The sequence below is a fragment of the Mesorhizobium amorphae CCNWGS0123 genome (assembly GCF_001686985.1).
In the GTDB taxonomy this organism is placed as follows: domain Bacteria; phylum Pseudomonadota; class Alphaproteobacteria; order Rhizobiales; family Rhizobiaceae; genus Mesorhizobium; species Mesorhizobium amorphae.
In genome coordinates, this window is the sequence record NZ_CP015318.1 from 2,988,714 (window position 1) to 3,005,814 (window position 17,101).

Sequence of the window (17,101 nt, forward strand, 5' to 3'; positions counted from 1 at the left end):
GCCGCGCAACCCCTAAAACGCAACCGCAACAAACGGCTGCGGCGTGACGGTGCAAAGCACGCCGGGGTCGCCCGCCGCCTAGCGCTTCTGCCGGGCGATCCTGCGGGCGAGCGCGTCGCCCTGGATGCCGGCATTGGAAAAACAGCCGCGGATGCTCGGCCGCATGCCGGTGAACCACAGGCCGGGCAGTTTCGGATCGCTGTCGGAACCGTTGAACAGCGGCACCCCCTTGCCGTCGAGCACGCCGAGCTTGCCGACCATCGTCTCCAGCCCGGTGCGGTAGCCGGTGGCGGCAATGACGACGTCGGGCGCGATCGTCTGGCCATTGTCGAGAATGACGCCGTCCGACGTGAACTCGCGCAACTGCGGCACGACGATGATCCTGCCTGCCTTGATGGCGGCGGCAGCGCCGTCGTCGGCGGCGATCGCTGTGTAGTCGCCGGCCAGGCGGCTGGCGCCGCCCGAAGGCGATGCAGGCAGGCCAAATTTGGTGAGGTCGCCGAGGGCGAGCCGCTGCGTGGCCGCGATCACGGCGTCGGCGAGCCACACCGGCAGGCGCGCCAGCAGCGGCGAAAACCGGTGCACGGCGATCTTGCGGCCGATGCGCTTGGGCAGGAGTGCCGGGCCGCTGCGCGCCGACAGCCACATCTGACCGGGATTCGCCCCGGCGAGGTGATTGAGCGCGTCGAAGCCCGAATTGCCGGCGCCGACCACCAGTACCGTCTTGCCGTCATAATCCCTGGCCGAGCCGAAATCCGCCGAATGGACAATCCGTCCGGCAAAGCCCTCCATGCCTTTCCACTGCGGAATGAAAGGCTGGCGGTCGCGCCCGGTGGCCACGACGACATGGTGCGCGCGCCGCGGGCCGGTGCTGGTCCGCACGATCCAGTGATCGCCGCCGGATACGATCTCGTCCACGGCAACGCCGAACGCAACCGGCAGCCGGTGTGTCTCGGCGAATTCGTTGAGGTGGCGGATGACGGCAGTTCGGTGCGGAAAGCCGGGCGTGCCGGTGGGGTAGGTGACACCCGGCAGCGCGGAAAGGTCGCGATGCGTGTTGAGATGCAGGTTCTTGTGCCGCCGGTGCCAGGGCTCGGCCAACCGGTTCTCGCGCTCCAGCACCTGCACCGCCACGCCGGCCTTGACCAGCGCGTGCGCGGCAGCGAGCCCGGCGGCGCCGCCACCGATCACGATCGCGCCATCGAAGATTGCCGGCTCGCCGGGCCGCAAGGTTTCCGCCACCATGTCCGTCATTGTCATAACCGTGATTGCCACGCCAGTGTATCCGACATATGCCGCATGCGGCGCCGCGCCAACTCGACGCGATTGTAAAACCGTCGTCCCACGCGATTGTGAAACCGTCGTGTCGACGCGATTGTGAAATCATCGTCCGACGCGGCCCCAAAACCTGTCGGCCTTGCCGCCGGCGCCATTGCACAGTAATGACGGGTTGGCGCACGACCCCGAGACCCTGAATCGGGTTTTTCGAGGGCAGGCGCCGGTTCAGGAGTGCCTGGAGCGTCCGCCCCAGGGAGCAACGAGGTGGTCATGTCCGCGCGCATTTTCAGCCCAGCCAAAACCGCGATGCAGTCCGGCAAGGCCAAGACCGGACATTGGGTGCTGGAATTTGACCCGGCGCAGCGCAAGAAGATCGACCCGCTGATGGGCTACACCACCTCGGGCGACATGCTGAGCCAGATCAGGCTGACCTTCGACACCAGGGAAGAAGCGGTAGCCTATGCCGAGAAGGAAGGCCTCGCCTTCCGCGTCGAGGAACCGAAGGAACCCAAGCGCCGGCAGATTTCCTATGCGGAGAATTTCCGCTATGACCGCAGGACGCCCTGGACGCACTGACCGGCATTGCCGGGCACGCCCGGGCGTGAAGACTTCAGCCGGCACGGCCGGCCAGCGGTCCCGTAGCTCAGCTGGATAGAGCACCGGCCTTCTAAGCCGATGGTCACAGGTTCGAATCCTGTCGGGATCGCCAATATTTCAATGGCTTAGGGTTTGTGGGGCGAGCGTGTTTCAACAACTCGGGCGGCGCTGAAACTGGAAGCGGTTGGCCGGAAAGTTCACCTGGCCAAGGTGTGAGATTCAGGTCAGGCCGGCATCACCTGAATCTCAACACCCTTTAGTGCAGATAGCCCAGAAGCCACAGGATGATGATGACCGGTATCGGAATCCCGATGAGCCAAAGTAGCGCTCCTCGCAGCATGATGTCCTCCTTCGCTTTGCAGGAGGGAACGCGCCCCGACTGGCTTGGTTCCGCGAGCGTCATCGGCCCGCCTTGGCCGGTGAGGCAGCAGAGGCACGTGATGGGTCAAATGTCCGGAGAGCCACCATAGAGCTGCACCCCAAGGCGCTCGCTTCTCCTCCACCGGACGACGGCGCGATAGGTGGCGCCGTCAGCTTGTATGTGAAGCACAAAGCGATCCGGTATTTTCACGCCGGCAGCGACGCGCAATTCAGCTCCATTTTCGTGCTGATTTCTAACGGAGCAGCCTATCTCGGCGTCCTCCGTTGTGATGGTCGCTTCCTTCAGCACAATCTCTCGTGCATGAAGGCGCCGCTCTTTGCGGGGTCCGGACGGGTCCATTCGATACCTCACTTCTCTCCCGGAAATCCTGCAGCCCCAAGTCTTCCAGCTCTAAGCCTTCCAGCTCTAAGCCTTCCAGCTTCCTCGCCTCGAAGATGCTTCACGCGGCCGCTCGGACCGTGGCAGGCATGCTCACGCATCGGACCTCATGCAACTTGAATTTCAATTAATATCGTAGAGCTGTTTCCATTCCGTTAGCGGTCGCTAAAGCGTTTGCGGATACCTTCCGACCCCGGCCGCCGTTCTGGTCGGCAGGCAGAACCAACGACAGCGTGCGACGGCGCTGAACGCGGCAAGCGGGTTACTCGGCCTACTCGACCAGCACATGCGCCTCACGGGCTGCGCCGACAAACGCATCCATGGCCGCATCGGCCGGAAGATCACCGCTCATGGCACGGCGGCAGGCGCGCAGCGCCGAGCCGTGTTGCGCACTCCCGGCGTCACGCCATTGGCCTGTCAGCAATTCGACTGCCTGCTGTGCATTGGAAATGTGCCGGATCGAGCCCGCGATGCCCACCGAAACCGGAACCGGCCTCGAAAACCATCCCTGGGTCATGGGTAAAACCCTTGCTGTTATGACCCAACAAAACGCACCATGCGGCACTAGGTTTCATCGCCGCGTCTCAACTGGCCGTGAACTCCCCGTTGCCGCTGATTTCTCCCTTGTGGCCGTCGCGAAACATGCGGCGCACTGTAAATGCGGCTCGAAGAACTCGTTATATTCTTGCTGAAAGAGCGCGGCGCTGGTACTTGTTGGCGGCGCAGATTCAAAAAGATCGAATCTGCGCCGGCTTGCGTAACGGATAAAATCGCGCATGCTGTCCCGGCCATGATCCCGAATGGTGGCAACCTGTTTCGAGAAGGATCATGGTCAAACGAGAAGCAGAGCCCCGTCCCGTAAAATGGGATGGTTAGCTCAGGCAATGCTCTGGATGTCTGATGCCATTGCCCCCATGGCGTTCGGAAGAGCAAGGCATATGGGGAAATAAATGGTCTCGAAGCAACTTACTTCCAACGCCGAAACAGCGGCCGCCTTCCTGTCCGTAATGGGCAACGGCAAGCGGCTTTTGATTATGAACTATCTGGCCGAGGGCGAATTGTCGGTCGGCGTTCTCGCCGATAAAGTCGAGCTCAGCCAGTCCGCGCTCTCGCAGCATCTTGCCAAGTTGCGGAGGTTCGGCATCGTCGAAACCCGCCGCGACCGGCAGATGGTCTACTATTCCTGCAAGTCGGCCGCCGCGCGCGAACTGCTCGCTTTGCTAGACGGCTTGCTGGCAAAGGAGAGGCCGCTCGCGGGCCGCCATCAGCAGTACGTCACCGAAAGGCAGCGCCGGCCGCAGGCAGCCTGAGGGCCGGACACTGGTATCCGCCGGGCACGCCTGTGCCCGGCGACGCGGCCTTAAGGCCCGTAGCTGATGGTCAAGGCGGACAGCGTTGGGTCGGGAACGCCACCGCTGTTGAGGTATTGTCGGCGCTGCGGAGATGATCGGGATCATCGACAGCGCGGCGGCCGCCGGGTTGGGCGACCCCGTATTGCGCTCACATGGATCGTCAATGAACTGTCGGGCCTGGGCATAGCACTCGAGCCGGGGCAAGTGGTGATCACCGGCACCTGCGTGACGCCGATAAGCGTCGAGGCCGGTGACGAAGTCACCGACGACTTAGGCAGATTTGGCCGCGTCTCGGCGAGGTTTGTCTAGTTTCCCCCGCGCTGCCTGGCCACGGCGCTTCGCACCGCCAGCACCAGCACGGTGATGATGATCAGGATCACCGAGAGTGCTGCGATCGCTGGGTCGATGTTGTCGCGCAGGCCCATCCACATCAGCCTTGGCAGTGTAATTGCGTTGACCGAGGTGATGAACAGCGTCACGCCGATCTCTTCCCAGGACAGCACGAAGGAGAGCAGCGCGGCGGTGACGATGCCGAACTTGATGTTGGGCATGATGATGCGCGTGGCGCGCTCCCACACGCTGGCGCCAAGGCCACGCGCGGCAAGGTCGATGCGCCGGTCGAGCTGGCTGAGCGAAACCAGGATCAGCACGGTGGCGAAGGGCACCGTCATCACCGAATGCGCCATGGCAACGCCGAGCCAGGTGTCGTAGCCAAAGAACGAACTGAAGCCCGAGATGGAGGTGAGCAGGAAGTAGAGCGTGATCGCCGAAACCACCGGCGGCACCACCATCGGCAGCAGAACGAAGCCGACGAGTGCGGCGGTGAAGCGCGGCTGGAACATCCAGACGCCAAGGCTGAAGCAGAGCGCCAGCACCGTCGAGATGGCGCTGCTGACGATGCCGATGCGGATCGAGAGCAGGATGGCGTCGATCCAGCGCGGATCCTCGATCAGCGCCCGGTAGTGGCGCAGCGACAATTCCCCGGTCGGCATCGCCAGCATGCGGCTTGGCGTCAGCGACACCGGGATGACGGCAAGCAGCGGCAACAACAGGAACAGCGCCACCAGGACGGCGAGGATCAGTGAGACGGGTCCGGGGCGATAGGTCGGCATGGGCTACACCAACTGCTTCGGCCGCACGTAGCGGAACAGCAGCGCCATCAGCGCGCCGACGAACAGCACCAGCACGACGCTGATCGCCGCACCCAGGCCCCAGTCAGGGCTCTGGAAGATGCGCAGGTAGATCAGCTCGGCGATCATCACGCTGCGGCCGCCGCCGAGGATCGCCGGGGTGACGAAGAAGCCCAGCGAGAAGACGAAGACGATCAGCGCCGAGCCGATGATGCCGGAGCGCGTCATCGGCACGAACACCGACCAGAAGGTGCGCATGCGGCTGGAGCCAAGCCCGCGCGCCGCCAAAAGCACGCGGTCGTCCAGGCTGCGCATGGCAGACGCCAGCGGAAACACCGCGAAGGGAATGAGGAAATGCGTCATGCCGACGATGACGCCGAATTCATTGCGCACCAGCGCCAGCGGCTCGGAGATGAAGCCGATCGATTGCAGCCACGTATTGATCAGGCCGCGATTGGACAGCAGCGCCACCCAGCCGAAGGCGCGCGTCAGCACCGAGATCCAGAAGGGAACGAGAATGCAGAACTCGGCCACGATCCGCTGCACCGGGCTGCCGCGCACCCAGACGACGGTGATGGCATAGGCCGCTGCCACCGACACCAAAGTGACGATCAAGGCGATGCGCAGCGTGCGGATGAACACTGACTGCACCAGCGGGTCGGTGGCCAGAGCGCCATACTGTCCAAGCCCCGGCGTCGGCAGCGTGACGCTCCACTTGACCACGCCAAGGAACGGCCAGGCGTAGGCGAGCACAAGAAACAGGAGCAACGGCGCCATCAACAGCGCCGCGCCCATCCTGTCGGAGAGGGTGCCTCTCATACCGGTCCGATGATCCCAGCCCGGTCAGGCCGAGATGATCTTGGTGTATTCGTCGAGCGCCGGCCCGTAGTTCTTGGCGTACCAGTCCATGTCGAGCGCGATCTGCTTCTTCATGTTCTCGGGGTCGACCGGATTGATGCGCTTCTTGTCGGCGGGGATCAGTGCGTCGGCGGCCGGATTGGCCGGGCCCTGTCCGAGCTTGTCGAACATGACGAGCTGCTTTTCTGGGTCCTGGGCGCTGGCGATGAACTTCATCGCCGCGTCCTTGCCGCCGGGATTGCCCTTGAGCACGGCGAGCGCGCCGGGCGAGATCAGGCCCTGGTCCCAGATGAACTTGATCTTGCCGCCCGAGTCCTGCTCGATCAGCGAGGCGCGGGTCGACCAGACGATGGCCATCGAGGCTTCGCCGTTGAGCAGCACGCTCTGGCTCTCGGCGCCGCCACCCCAATAGGCGACGACGTTCTCCTTGAAGGCGGCGATCTTGTCATGCGCGCGCTTCAAGTCGAGCGGGTAGAGCGAGGCCGGGGCGATGCCGTCGGCGAGAAGGGCCGCTTCCCAGCTCGACACGCCCCATTTGTAGAGCGAGCGCTTGCCGGGGAACTTCTTGACGTCGAAGAAATCGGCCATGCCGGTCGGCGCGTTGCTGCCGTACTTTTCCGAGTCGTAGGCGATCACATAGGAGAAGAAATAGGTCGAGGCGGCATATTCCCAGCCAAAACCCTCGCGCATCTTCTTCTTGTCGACGATGGCATAATCGATCGGCTCGAGAGCGCCCTGGGCGCCGAGCGTGATGGCCGAGAACGGGTCGACGTCGACCAGGTCCCAGGTCGGCGCGCCGCTCTTGAACTGCGCGGCGATCGCGCCTTCGGTCGGGCCCGAGCCGTCCATCTTGACGGCTATGCCGGTCTCCTTGGTGAAGGCCTGGCCGTAGGCGGCGTCATAAGCGGTGATGGCGTCGCCGCCCCAGTTCACCAGCACCAATTCCTTGGCCTGCGCGAAGGCGCCGGTCGAGCGCAGCAGCATCGGCGTGCCGGCCAGCACCAGCGCCGCCAGTTGCGTGAACTGCCGGCGCGAGATCTCGCCGCTCCTTGCCCTGGCGGAAAGGGATTCGATCGCATTTCTCTTGGTGTCGTTCATGTTAGTTCCCCTTTTTTCGTTGGTCGTTTGGGTAGTTGGCGCAAGTCCCGGAATCATCGCTCGAGGATTCGTCGCCTTGGTCGTCATCCTCCGTCCGGAAGCAGGAAACCTTTTTCCGCCGGCCAGGTCAGCCAGACGGAATTGCCCTTGCTGAGTGCGGCCGCCGCAACCTCGTTCGGCACCGAGACCGTCACCCTGGCGCCCTGGCGCGTCGTCAGGTCGAGCCTGGTCGCTGCACCCAGATAGGTGGAGGCTATTGCCGTGGCGGCAATGCCGTTCTCGCCCACCGCCGCTTCGCGCGCGATCGACATGTGCTCGGGCCGGATCGCCAAGATGGCGTTACCGCTGACCGCGTCGGCATTGCCGCGCAGGCTGACGGCGCGGTCTTCGCAAAGCCCGACAGCACCATCGTCGGCAGCCCGCACGCCCTTCAGCGGCAGCATGTTGATCTCGCCGAGGAATTCGGCGACGAAGCGGTTGGCCGGCCGGTCGTAGACTTCGTCCGGCGCGCCGACCTGCAGCAGTTTGCCGTGGTTGAAGATGGCGACACGCGACGACAGCGCCAGCGCCTCGCTCTGGTCGTGGGTGACGAAGACGAAGGTGGTGCCGGTTTCCTGGTGCAGCCGCTTCATCTCGGCCTGCATCTGGCCGCGCAGGCTCTTGTCCAGTGCCGAGAACGGCTCGTCGAGCAGAAGCACGCCCGGCTCGAACACCAGCGCGCGGGCCAGCGCCACGCGTTGCTGCTGACCGCCGGAAAGCTGCGCCGGCAGCTTTGTTTCGTGGCCCCTCAGCCCGACGCGCTCGATCATCTCGCCGACACGGCGCTTGATCTCGGCCGCCGATTTTTTGCGCACCTTGAGCGGGAAGGCGATGTTGGCCTCGACCGACATATGCGGGAACAGCGCATAGCCCTGGAACACCATGCCGGCGGCGCGCTGCTCGGCCGGCCGCTCGGTGATGTCGACGCCGTCGCTGAAGAGGCGGCCGTCGCTCGGCTTCACGAAGCCGGCAAGGATCATCAGGAAGGTGGTCTTGCCAGAGCCGGAGGGCCCGAGCAGCGTCAGGAACTCGCCGCGGCCGATATCGAGCGTCAGATTGTCCAGCGCACGGAACGAGCCGAAGCTCTTGCCGATCCCGATTGCCTTGATCTCTGCGGCCCGGCCGGGTTGCTGCATCCTGCCTTCGTCCTCACTCGTGTTGAAATCGTAGGGCAGGGCGCCGCCTCACCGCAACCGAATAGTTTTCGCCTGATCGGCAAATTTGATTCATCTATCGTGGGTTAGAGCCGGCTCTCCGACAGCTTCGACCTCAGCCACCCCCCAAACGCCTCCAGCACCGGATGGCTCGCCTTGGCGTGTTCGGACACCAAAAAATACGAGCGCGGCGATTTGATCGCGATGTCGAAGGGGCGCACCAGGCGGCCTTCGCTGAGTGCCCGGCGGCTGGTCAATTCGTCGCCCATGGCGATGCCCTGGCCGGCGATCGCTGCCGAGAAGACCAGGTTCATGTCGGAAAAGAAGATGCCGCTTTCAGTGTCGGGGTTCTCGACCTTCGACAGCGCCAGCCAGCGCGCCCAGTCCTCCGTGTCGCCGAGATGGAGCAGATTGGCGCGCAGCACGTCGGCCGGCTTGGAAAAACCGCCAACCTTGTTGAGCAGCGTCGGGCTGCACAGCGGTGTGAACGAGATCTCGCACAGCAGCTCGGCCGCCCGGTTCGGCCAGTTGCCGACGCCAAAGGCGATAAAGGCGTCGGCGTCCGGATTGCTGACATCGTCGAGACGCCGCGGCGTAAGGACGTGCAGCGCGACGTCCGGATACATCTGCCGGAACTCGCCGATATGGGTGCATAGGAACAGCGAGGCGAAGCCCGGCGTGCAGGAGACGCTGAACGAACCGCCGACGCCGGTGCCGGCATGGCGCGTCACCGCGTCGCCGAGCACGGTGAGCGCCTTGCGCACGTCGCTGGCATAGCGCTGGCCGCGCGGCGTCAGCGCCACGCCCTTGCCGATGCGTTCCAAAAGGTCGAAGCCGAGGTCGCGCTCGAGCAGCCGCAACTGGTGGCTGACGGCACTGCGGGTCAAGTGCAATTCGTCGGCGGCGCGCCACACGCTGCCGTGGCGGGCAAAGCTGTCGAGGGCGCGCAGCGCCTGGGTGGAGGGTATTCTCAAGAAGCCTCAGGTGAACCGAATTTGCATGAGCCGGGAAAACATATCACTTTTTAGGAAGCCGCTTCACTGCTTTCTTTGAGGGATGGAGAAACCGGTGGCGACCTCGGCGCAAGCGACCGCGCTTGCCTGCATCGACGGCATCCAGCCGCTGCTGTCGGTGTGGACGCGCACCATCTTCGACTTCGGCGAGACCGCCTGGCGCGAATACCAGTCGGCCGCCTGGTATGTCGATCGGCTGAAGCGCGAGGGCTTTTCTGTCGAGGAAGGCTCGGGCGGCATGCCGACCGCGTTTTGTGCCCATTGGACGAACGGCGTCGGCCCCACCATCGGCATGTATGCCGAATATGATGCCGTGCCCGGCAACTGCCAGGACGCGGCGACGGTGCAGCGTCCGCGCCCGGATCTCGGCTCGGAGGCCGGCGGCCACACCGACCCGCATTCGGGGCTGGGCATTGCCAGCCTCGGCGGCTTGCTCGCCACCAAGGCGGCGATGCAGCAGCACGACATTCCAGGCACGCTGCGCTTCACCGGCGAGCCTGCGGAAAAGGTGAGGGGATCGAAGCCGATCCATGCGGCGAAAGGCTATTATGACGGTCTCGCCGGCATGATCTCCTTCCACCCTTTCTACATGCTGCCGCTCTGCAACACGGCGCGCTGGGACACGCATTGTGGTGCCGCCTACGCGATGATCTACCGTTTCATCTGCGACCGGCCGGAGCGCTGGGCGAGGCCGGCCGGCGGCGCGGCCCCCATCCCGCAGTCGCATTCCGCGATCCGGGCGCCCGGTGCCAACGACGCGCTGATGATGATGTATATGGCGTCGAAGGCGCTGCGCGATTCCATGCTGCCGCACCAGGGCGGCTGGTCGATCAGCGAGGCGATCCTGACCGCCGGGCAAGCAACCGCCGACAATCTGCCGGCGGGGCTCTCCGAGATCCAGTACATGATCCGCGTGCCGACGCTCGAGATGGCCGAGCAGGTCACCGCCGTGCTCGACCGCAACGCCGAAGCTGCCGCCACGATGAGCGGCTGCCGCTACGAGCGGCATTTTGTGTCGAAGTCGCGGCCGGGGCTCGCCAATCACGCCATGGCCGGCATTGTCTTTGAGGCGCTGTCGGCGGTCGGTCCGCCGCGCTGGGACGAAGACGCCAAGGCGGTCGCCCGCGAGATCCAGGTCAATGCCGGCCGCATGGGAAGCGACGAGCCGTTCATCGACGAACTGGAGCGGCTGATCGAGCCGCAGGCGGCGGAAGCCATCCTGCGCCGCGACCTGCCGCCTTCGCAGGTGAATTCGACCTCCGATGACTACACCGATATGTCGTGGCACGCGCCGACGGCGCGTTTCTACGTCGCCCGCCCGGCGTTGCGCTCGGAGACCGGCTATCCCTATCCGTCCTGGGTGATGAATGCGCTGGGCGGCATCCCCGCCACCATCAACCCGATGGTTGTTTGTGCGTCAAAGACCATCGCGCTTTCAGCCCTTCGTCTGCTCGAAGACAAGACCGCCCGCGATGCCGCGATGGATGAATTCATCAACCGCACCGGCGGCGGCATTGGCGGCGCGAACTGGATCGCACCGCTCTGCGACTACGAACCGCCGATCAACTTCCGCTGGCCGGAATATGTCACCACACCGCGCGGGCGCGACTGGTGGATACCGAGCGGCCAACCCAACCAAACCGCATGATCAAAGCACGAGGAGAACCCCATGACCGTCCATGACCGCATCGTCGCCGAACCGTTCTCGCTGCAGCGCCGCAACCCGGCCGGCGGCACCAAGCCGCTGACCGCCTGGGGCTTCGCCAACGAGACCGACGTCCTGACCGACGTGCTGCTCGGCTCGCCCAATTTCCTGCGCCATCTGTCGACCAGCTCGCTGTCGCGCAAGCATCTGCGCGAGGCGCCCTGCAACGTCCAGATCGCGCAGGCGCAGCACAAGGACCTCGTCGCCGCCTACGAGCATTTCGGCGTCAACATCCACTGGCACGAGCCGACGCCGGAACTGCCGATGCAGGTCTATTCGCGCGATTCCAGCGTCATGACGCCTTACGGCGCCTTCATCACCGCCATGGCCAACTGGTGGCGGCGCGGCGAGAACTATGCCGCCATCCGCACCTATGAAAAGCTCGGCATCCCGATCTACGACATGGTCACCGCCGGCACCTTCGAGGGCGGCGACTTCAACGTCATCGAGGAGGGCGTCGTGCTGATCGGCTGCGGCGGCGCCCGTACCCAGGAAGAGGGCGCCCGCCAGGTGCAGGCCTGGTTCGACAAGGAAGGCTGGGAAACACGGCTAGCCTTCATCGACGAATACTATGTCCATATCGACCTGATGGTGGTGCCGATCGCCGAGAAGCTGACCGCCGTCTGCCTCGCCTGCACCGAGCCCGGCATCGTCGACTGGCTGAAGGGCAAGGGCCACGAGATCATCGACGTGCCCTTCCAGGACACGATGGCGCTCGGCTGCAACTTCATGTCGCTGGGCAAGGACAGGGTGATCGCGCCGACCTCCAGCCAGACGCTGATCGGCCAGCTCAGGGCGCGCGGCTTCGAGGTGGCGGCGATCGACATGAGCGAGATTTCCAAGACCGGCGGCGGCATTCACTGCATGGCGCAGGCGCTGAAGCGGGTGAAGGCGTAGGGGCGGCCTTGAAAGGCCAGGCAATCTGCAGGCCGCCGGCAGCCCTCTGTCTGTTGGAGAGAGGGGTGCATCGTAGAGTCCTGAATTGTCCCACTTCATCTAGCTCAGACTATTGCTCTGCCACGCGGGCCTCGCTGCCCGCCAGAACTTGCGGGATGCCGAACATGAGCGCACACTAAAATTCGGGGGAAGGGGTTCACCAACAAGATCGGGAGGAAATCATGAATGCCATGAGCTTCACTACCCTTGAACGCGGCAAGACGACAATCGATGCCGCGGCCCTTGAAGCACTTTCGGCACAGATACGCGGCACGGTGCTGCGGGAAGGCGACGCCGCCTACGATGACGCACGCAGCATCTGGAATGCGATGGTCGACCGGCGGCCAGGCCTGATCGTCTGTTGCGTCGGCGCCTCCGACGTCGTCGCCGCCGTGAATTTTGCCAGGCAAAACGGACTTCTCGTCTCCGTGCGCGGCGGCGGCCACAACATCGCCGGCAGCGCCGTCTGCGATGGTGGCCTGATGATCGATCTGTCCATGATGAAGTCGGTACGGGTCGATGTCGCGGCGCGGCGGGCCTGGGTCGGCCCCGGCGCCACGCTTGCCGATGTCGACTGGGAAACACAGGCCTTTGGACTGGCGGTGCCGACCGGCATCAACTCGACCACAGGAATTGCCGGCCTGACGCTGGGCGGCGGCTTCGGCTGGATCACCCGCAAATTCGGGCTGACCATCGACAATCTCGTCTCCGCCGACGTGGTCACCGCCGACGGCAAGCTGCTGCGCGCCAGCCACAACGAAAATCCCGACCTGTTCTGGGCGCTGCGCGGCGGTGGCGGCAATTTCGGCGTCGTCACGGCGTTCGAGTTCCAGCTCCACCAGTTCGGGCCGCAGGTGCTGTCGGGGCTTGTCGTCCATCCCTTTGCCGATGCCGAAAAGGTGCTGCGCGAATATCGCAAGGCACTCGAAACCGCGCCGGACGAACTGACCTGCTGGGTGGTCATGCGGCAGGCGCCGCCGCTGCCCTTCCTGCCAGACGAATGGCACGGCAAGGAGGTGCTGGTGCTGGCCATGTGCTATTGCGGCGACATCCAGGCCGGCGAAAAGGCGACGCAGACGCTTCGCGCCATCGGCACGCCGATCGCCGACGTCGTCGGCCCCAATCCGTTCACCGGCTGGCAGCAGGCCTTCGACCCGCTGCTTACGCCTGGTGCCCGTAACTATTGGAAGAGCCATGACTTCACGGAGCTTTCCGACAGTGCGATCGAGGTCACCACGGCGGCTGTATCCCAGCTTCCGGGTCCCGAATGCGAAATATTCTTCGGCCATGTCGGCGGGGCGGCGGGCCGCGTCAGGGCAGATGAAACGGCGTTCCCGCAGCGCAGCTCGCATTTCGTCATGAACGTCCACGCCCGCTGGCGCGAGCCGGCAATGGACAAGGCATGCATCGACTGGGCCCGCGGCATCTATGAAGCAGCACGGCCCTATGCCGCCGGCACGGCCTATGTGAACTTCATGCCGGAGGACGAGATCGATCGGGTCGAAGCGGCGTATGGCGACAACTATCGCCGGCTGCTGGAGATCAAGCAGCGCTACGACCCGCAGAACCTGTTCCGCATGAACCAGAACCTGCGTCCGAAGGAAGGTCTGCGCGCCGCCTGAGACCGGCATCCGTCCGGGACGGTGCGGGCAGCCGCGCCGTCCCGCCAATGGATTTGCATGGTGGCGGCGCGGCCGCCGTCAGCCCAGGACCGGCGGCGTGTCGTCATAGCTCAGCGTCACCAGTTCGGGGTGGCGGTGGGCAAGCGCGACGATCTGCGTCTCCAGCTCGCAATTATAGGCCATCAGCGCCTTCACCGTTTCGAGTGGGCTGGCGTAGCGGGCGATCAGCTTTTCCGCCTCGGCGTGAAGCTCCGCCTCGGCGTCGGGGTCGAGATGCAGGATGCTCATTGCGGCCGCCTCGGCGCCGAGAGCGCATCGAGGCGCTGCTGCAAGTGTCCGTTGAGCACGATCATTTCCTTCAGGGCTTTCACCGCATCGCCCTTGTAGTGCGCGATGAAGTTTTCGGCGGTTGCCTGCAATGCCGCCTCCTGGCGGCTGTCCAATGTCACGATCTGGTCCATGTCAAACACCTCCTTGAACCTGGTGCCGACAGTGAACAAAAAGGGAACAAAAATGTCAAGGTCGAATTGACTTTGTCAGGAATGAGTTCCTATTTTTAGCAATGCCTGATACAGATGGAAGACGAAAGCGCGGCAATGCCTGGACGCTCGGCAAATCGCACGAGAGAGGCGATCTCATCCTCATCCGCTGCGGTCACTGCAACATCAAGCGCTGGTATGAGCCGTCCGATCTGATCAGGCTGTTCGGCGACGTCGACATCGACCTGATTGACGGTCACATGCTTTGCGAAAAATGCCGCAACAAGGAATTCGTCCGTGCCGAAGCCCGGCACCTCACCGCACGCGAGCGCGTCGGCATCCGGGTGCGGCGGCTGGCCGAGATAAGGGTGGTGCGGCGGGTGGTGTGGAAGGATGAGGAATGAGAAAGGCAACGCACCCACCGAACCTCTAGACTCCCTCTTCATCCCCAGGTGGCTGCATCAGCGTCCGCGCCGCGTCCGCTCCGGCCGCAAGGATACGATGCGACAATTCCGTCCCCTCCACGGCGCGGGCCAGCTGAAGCGCTCCGATGAGGGTGGCAAAGATGCCGAACGCAACGCTCTCCGGATCAGAGATTCGCGGCGGTAGATCCGCCGACACCTGGCGCACCAGGGTCAGCAAGCGCTCGGTATAGAGTTGACGCGTTTCGGCTGGCTCACGCGCGATTTCCGGCAGCAACGCGGCAGAGGCGCAGCCCTTGCCGGGATTGTCCCGGTGCGCCGCCGACAGATATGCGTCTATGGCCATTGTCAGACCACCGGAGGCCAATGCTTCCCGTATCTGGTCCGATTGATCCTCCAGAGCCGCCGCCACCGTTTCACGGACGAGCGCCGCCTTGGATTGAAAGTGGGGATAGAAGGCCCCGTTCGTCAGCCCGGCGTCGCTCATGATTTTTGCGAGCCCCGACGCCGCGATGCCGTCGCACCGAAAACGCTCAGTGGCGACCTCCATGATCCGGCCGCGTGACGCGTCCTTTCGACCCTTTTCGTAGCGCATGGTCTCTCCTTCCAGATTTGCTATTGCATTAGGATCATAATTTGATATTACGATCATAAGTCAATCGGTGGAAACAAGCTAGACCCTTTCGGCAGCATTCCACCCTGAGAGAAGGAAAAACGAAAATGACCAAAACCGATCGTGGCGTCGCGCTCGTCACAGGAGCGTCGACGGGCATCGGGCGGGCAACGGCCAGCGCTCTGCAGCTTGCCGGCTTTCGCGTCTTTGGAACCAGCCGTCGCGCTGTCGCCGAAGAGGCCGACGGCGTTACCATGCTGACCTGCGATGTGACCGACGAAGCCTCCGTGGCAAAACTGGTCGATGAGGTGCTGGCCAGGGCCGGGCGCATCGACCTGCTCGTCAACAATGCCGGCATCGGCTTGCTTGGAGGTGCGGAGGAATCCTCGACCGCCCAGGCTCACGCGCTGTTCGATGTGAACGTTTTCGGCGTCCTGCGGGTGACCAACGCGGTGTTGCCGATCATGCGACGTCAAGGAAAGGGCAGGGTCATCAACATGAGTTCGATTCTGGGTCTGATCCCGTCTCCCTTTAACGCGCTGTATGCATCGACGAAGCATGCCGTCGAAGGCTACTCCGAATCGCTCGACCACGAGCTGCGCACTTTCGGAATTCGGGTGGTGCTGGTCGAGCCCGGCCTTACCCGCACGTCGTTCGAGGAGAATGTCACGAAACCTGATCGGCTGCTTCCCGTCTATGATTCGGTGCGCCCTCGCATGGAAGCGTTGATGCGGAAGTGGATAGAAGGCGGCGATGCCCCCGACATTGTCGCAAGGACGGTGGTGAAAGCCGCGACGGATGCAACACCGCGCAGGCGCTACACCGCTGGAAAACAGGCGGGCCAGGTTCGGTTCCTGCGCCGTTTCCTCCCCGAATCCATGGTCGACAAAAGCCTGCGGAAGTTCAACGAACTGCCGGTCTGAAGCGGGCTAAATGGGCCGGAGTGATCCACCGATTGTCGATCGCGTCTTTGGTAGCGAGCCTGCTCGGGTTGGCCCTTAGAGCAACGACAGTTGGCTGTTTGTGTCGCCCGCCGGAAACTTGATCTGCGTCGCCGGCTTCTCGACGATCACCAGCGCGTCGTCAGACGCGGTGCGCTGCAGCTTTCTCGCCTCGGACCACGGCGCGCCGAGCCACGTCTCCGTCTCCTCCGGCGTGGTCAGGATCACCGGCATCGCCTTCTCGTGGATCGGCGCGATCAGCGCGTTCGGCTTGGTGGTCAGGAAACCGTAGAGCTCATGCTCGCCGGATCCCTCCTTGACCTTGCGCACGCCCTGCCAGGGCGTCCATAGGCCGGCGAAAAAGAACAGCGGGCGCTCTTCGCCGAGCGCGAACCAGTAGTTCCTCTGGACGCCTGTCTCCGGGTCTTTTTGGCCGGGCGTGGGACTCGGTTCGGCAAAGCTGGTCACCGGCACGACGCAGCGGTTCTCGACGCCGAGAAAGGGCTGCCAGTGGCCATATTGCGGGTTGCGGATGTTGGTCGTGCCGGAATCGGCATTGCCGCGCAAACGCTCCGGCGGCGTCGGCATGCCCCAGCGCAGATTGGCGAGTTCGCGGGTTCCGTCGGCCGCGTTGCGCACCACGGGCGCGAACTGGTTGGGATAGATATCGATCGAGGGCTCAAGGTTACCGGCAATGTCGCGCAGTGCGCGGGTCCACTGGCGGATGGCCTCTTGCGAGGTGGTGATATTGTAGAGATTGCACATATAGGCAGAATTGCGGAATTGGCCCGGCTTCGCAACGGGGGCGTGGGTCGGGCCGGCGCTCTTTCAGATATCCACACGGGCGAGGTCGGTGGCCCGGCTGCCGGGGGGGGGATGTATGGGTTGGCCGCCGGGCCTGACCGGCTTCTGCGACCTCGCCGGCTAACATGAACATGCGCTGAAGCTAATGTAAGGGCAATATCGACCAACGGCCCTGGTAGCCTAGGACCAATGACTAGGGTGTGTTGATATTCAGGTGATGCCGGCCTGCGAACGGCGGTTTCCTGCGCTTCCGGTGTTCACGTGCTTTACGTACGTTCCGCTCCGGTTCTCGGAAACCAC

General features: G+C 64.0%; 19 protein-coding genes and 1 tRNA gene. 8 read left to right on the top strand and 12 right to left on the bottom strand.

All coding sequences use genetic code 11. The features are described 5' to 3' along the window. Positions 1–78: 78 nt before the first annotated feature. Entirely contained in the window at positions 79–1,245 is a 1,167-nt protein-coding gene (locus tag A6B35_RS13910) for a flavin-containing monooxygenase (protein ID WP_040582554.1), read from the bottom strand. A 303-nt stretch (positions 1,246–1,548) separates the two neighbouring features. On the opposite strand from A6B35_RS13910, the gene A6B35_RS13915 reads away from it, so the two are divergent. Continuing rightward, complete coding sequence (locus tag A6B35_RS13915; protein ID WP_006201534.1) at positions 1,549–1,854, top strand: ETC complex I subunit; 306 nt, start codon at positions 1,549–1,551, stop codon at positions 1,852–1,854. Between the two features lie 56 nt (positions 1,855–1,910). Beyond that, a tRNA-Arg gene (locus A6B35_RS13920) sits at positions 1,911–1,987 on the top strand. A 333-nt stretch (positions 1,988–2,320) separates the two neighbouring features. On the opposite strand, the gene A6B35_RS36590 is transcribed toward A6B35_RS13920, so the two are convergent. Together A6B35_RS36590 and A6B35_RS13930 are read right to left on the bottom strand one after the other, a co-directional pair. Then, entirely contained in the window at positions 2,321–2,596 is a 276-nt protein-coding gene (locus A6B35_RS36590) for a PilZ domain-containing protein (RefSeq protein WP_006201531.1), read from the bottom strand. 310 nt (positions 2,597–2,906) lie between these two features. After that, positions 2,907–3,152: a DUF982 domain-containing protein gene (locus A6B35_RS13930; RefSeq protein WP_006201530.1), complete on the bottom strand. Its 246-nt coding sequence runs from the start codon at positions 3,150–3,152 to the stop codon at positions 2,907–2,909. A gap of 433 nt (positions 3,153–3,585) precedes the next feature. Between A6B35_RS13930 and A6B35_RS13935 the strand changes: the two genes are divergently transcribed. Then, on the top strand, positions 3,586–3,945 hold the full coding sequence (locus A6B35_RS13935) for an ArsR/SmtB family transcription factor (RefSeq protein WP_006201529.1): 360 nt from the start codon (positions 3,586–3,588) through the stop codon (positions 3,943–3,945). Between the two features lie 347 nt (positions 3,946–4,292). Here the strand turns inward: A6B35_RS13935 and A6B35_RS13940 are convergent, their stop codons facing one another. The 5 genes from A6B35_RS13940 to A6B35_RS13960 form a co-directional block, all read right to left on the bottom strand. Beyond that, positions 4,293–5,099: an ABC transporter permease gene (locus A6B35_RS13940; RefSeq protein WP_006201527.1), complete on the bottom strand. Its 807-nt coding sequence runs from the start codon at positions 5,097–5,099 to the stop codon at positions 4,293–4,295. Positions 5,100–5,102: 3 nt separating this feature from the next. Beyond that, on the bottom strand, positions 5,103–5,936 hold the full coding sequence (locus tag A6B35_RS13945) for an ABC transporter permease (protein ID WP_040582531.1): 834 nt from the start codon (positions 5,934–5,936) through the stop codon (positions 5,103–5,105). Positions 5,937–5,960: 24 nt separating this feature from the next. Further along, entirely contained in the window at positions 5,961–7,073 is a 1,113-nt protein-coding gene (locus A6B35_RS13950; protein ID WP_006201525.1) for an ABC transporter substrate-binding protein, read from the bottom strand. An 83-nt stretch (positions 7,074–7,156) separates the two neighbouring features. Further along, positions 7,157–8,248: an ABC transporter ATP-binding protein gene (locus tag A6B35_RS13955; RefSeq protein WP_006201524.1), complete on the bottom strand. Its 1,092-nt coding sequence runs from the start codon at positions 8,246–8,248 to the stop codon at positions 7,157–7,159. A gap of 104 nt (positions 8,249–8,352) precedes the next feature. Further along, entirely contained in the window at positions 8,353–9,240 is an 888-nt protein-coding gene (locus A6B35_RS13960) for a LysR substrate-binding domain-containing protein (RefSeq protein WP_006201523.1), read from the bottom strand. Positions 9,241–9,322: 82 nt separating this feature from the next. Between A6B35_RS13960 and A6B35_RS13965 the strand changes: the two genes are divergently transcribed. The 3 genes from A6B35_RS13965 (at position 9,323) to A6B35_RS13975 (ending at position 13,542) form a co-directional block, all read left to right on the top strand. Beyond that, complete coding sequence (locus A6B35_RS13965) at positions 9,323–10,927, top strand: zinc-binding metallopeptidase family protein (RefSeq protein WP_040582529.1); 1,605 nt, start codon at positions 9,323–9,325, stop codon at positions 10,925–10,927. Between the two features lie 21 nt (positions 10,928–10,948). Continuing rightward, a complete protein-coding gene (locus tag A6B35_RS13970) occupies positions 10,949–11,881 on the top strand; it encodes a dimethylarginine dimethylaminohydrolase family protein (RefSeq protein ID WP_006201521.1) in 933 nt (310 codons plus the stop codon). Between the two features lie 221 nt (positions 11,882–12,102). After that, a complete protein-coding gene (locus A6B35_RS13975; RefSeq protein ID WP_006201520.1) occupies positions 12,103–13,542 on the top strand; it encodes an FAD-binding oxidoreductase in 1,440 nt (479 codons plus the stop codon). Positions 13,543–13,620: 78 nt separating this feature from the next. Here the strand turns inward: A6B35_RS13975 and A6B35_RS13980 are convergent, their stop codons facing one another. After that, complete coding sequence (locus A6B35_RS13980) at positions 13,621–13,830, bottom strand: hypothetical protein (RefSeq protein WP_006201519.1); 210 nt, start codon at positions 13,828–13,830, stop codon at positions 13,621–13,623. Beyond that, a complete protein-coding gene (locus A6B35_RS13985; RefSeq protein WP_006201518.1) occupies positions 13,827–14,003 on the bottom strand; it encodes a hypothetical protein in 177 nt (58 codons plus the stop codon). The genes A6B35_RS13980 and A6B35_RS13985 overlap by 4 nt, the downstream gene beginning before the upstream one ends. A gap of 101 nt (positions 14,004–14,104) precedes the next feature. On the opposite strand from A6B35_RS13985, the gene A6B35_RS13990 reads away from it, so the two are divergent. Further along, positions 14,105–14,425, top strand: a complete 321-nt coding sequence (locus tag A6B35_RS13990; protein WP_006201517.1) for a hypothetical protein — start codon at positions 14,105–14,107, stop codon at positions 14,423–14,425. Between the two features lie 25 nt (positions 14,426–14,450). On the opposite strand, the gene A6B35_RS13995 is transcribed toward A6B35_RS13990, so the two are convergent. Then, the gene (locus A6B35_RS13995; RefSeq protein WP_006201516.1) at positions 14,451–15,038 is read right to left on the bottom strand and encodes a TetR/AcrR family transcriptional regulator; all 588 of its coding nucleotides are present in this window, start codon (positions 15,036–15,038) and stop codon (positions 14,451–14,453) included. A gap of 125 nt (positions 15,039–15,163) precedes the next feature. Between A6B35_RS13995 and A6B35_RS14000 the strand changes: the two genes are divergently transcribed. Further along, positions 15,164–15,979 (top strand): oxidoreductase, encoded by an 816-nt coding sequence (locus A6B35_RS14000; protein ID WP_006201515.1) that lies wholly within the window; start codon positions 15,164–15,166, stop codon positions 15,977–15,979. A 75-nt stretch (positions 15,980–16,054) separates the two neighbouring features. Here A6B35_RS14000 and A6B35_RS14005 read toward each other — a convergent pair whose 3' ends face one another. Further along, entirely contained in the window at positions 16,055–16,762 is a 708-nt protein-coding gene (locus A6B35_RS14005; RefSeq protein ID WP_006201514.1) for an SOS response-associated peptidase, read from the bottom strand. Positions 16,763–17,101 lie beyond the last annotated feature (339 nt).

Bases quoted from the DNA above. Each gene is read 5' to 3' on its own strand.
- A6B35_RS13910 (WP_040582554.1), bottom strand. From the start codon at position 1,245: ATGGTGGCGGAAACCTTGCGGCCCGGCGAGCCGGCAATCTTCGATGGC.
- A6B35_RS13915 (WP_006201534.1), top strand. From the start codon at position 1,549: ATGTCCGCGCGCATTTTCAGCCCAGCCAAAACCGCGATGCAGTCCGGC.
- A6B35_RS36590 (WP_006201531.1), bottom strand. From the start codon at position 2,596: ATGGACCCGTCCGGACCCCGCAAAGAGCGGCGCCTTCATGCACGAGAG.
- A6B35_RS13930 (WP_006201530.1), bottom strand. From the start codon at position 3,152: ATGACCCAGGGATGGTTTTCGAGGCCGGTTCCGGTTTCGGTGGGCATC.
- A6B35_RS13935 (WP_006201529.1), top strand. From the start codon at position 3,586: ATGGTCTCGAAGCAACTTACTTCCAACGCCGAAACAGCGGCCGCCTTC.
- A6B35_RS13940 (WP_006201527.1), bottom strand. From the start codon at position 5,099: ATGCCGACCTATCGCCCCGGACCCGTCTCACTGATCCTCGCCGTCCTG.
- A6B35_RS13945 (WP_040582531.1), bottom strand. From the start codon at position 5,936: ATGAGAGGCACCCTCTCCGACAGGATGGGCGCGGCGCTGTTGATGGCG.
- A6B35_RS13950 (WP_006201525.1), bottom strand. From the start codon at position 7,073: ATGAACGACACCAAGAGAAATGCGATCGAATCCCTTTCCGCCAGGGCA.
- A6B35_RS13955 (WP_006201524.1), bottom strand. From the start codon at position 8,248: ATGCAGCAACCCGGCCGGGCCGCAGAGATCAAGGCAATCGGGATCGGC.
- A6B35_RS13965 (WP_040582529.1), top strand. From the start codon at position 9,323: ATGGAGAAACCGGTGGCGACCTCGGCGCAAGCGACCGCGCTTGCCTGC.
- A6B35_RS13970 (WP_006201521.1), top strand. From the start codon at position 10,949: ATGACCGTCCATGACCGCATCGTCGCCGAACCGTTCTCGCTGCAGCGC.
- A6B35_RS13975 (WP_006201520.1), top strand. From the start codon at position 12,103: ATGAATGCCATGAGCTTCACTACCCTTGAACGCGGCAAGACGACAATC.
- A6B35_RS13980 (WP_006201519.1), bottom strand. From the start codon at position 13,830: ATGAGCATCCTGCATCTCGACCCCGACGCCGAGGCGGAGCTTCACGCC.
- A6B35_RS13985 (WP_006201518.1), bottom strand. From the start codon at position 14,003: ATGGACCAGATCGTGACATTGGACAGCCGCCAGGAGGCGGCATTGCAG.
- A6B35_RS13990 (WP_006201517.1), top strand. From the start codon at position 14,105: ATGCCTGATACAGATGGAAGACGAAAGCGCGGCAATGCCTGGACGCTC.
- A6B35_RS13995 (WP_006201516.1), bottom strand. From the start codon at position 15,038: ATGCGCTACGAAAAGGGTCGAAAGGACGCGTCACGCGGCCGGATCATG.
- A6B35_RS14000 (WP_006201515.1), top strand. From the start codon at position 15,164: ATGACCAAAACCGATCGTGGCGTCGCGCTCGTCACAGGAGCGTCGACG.
- A6B35_RS14005 (WP_006201514.1), bottom strand. From the start codon at position 16,762: ATGTGCAATCTCTACAATATCACCACCTCGCAAGAGGCCATCCGCCAG.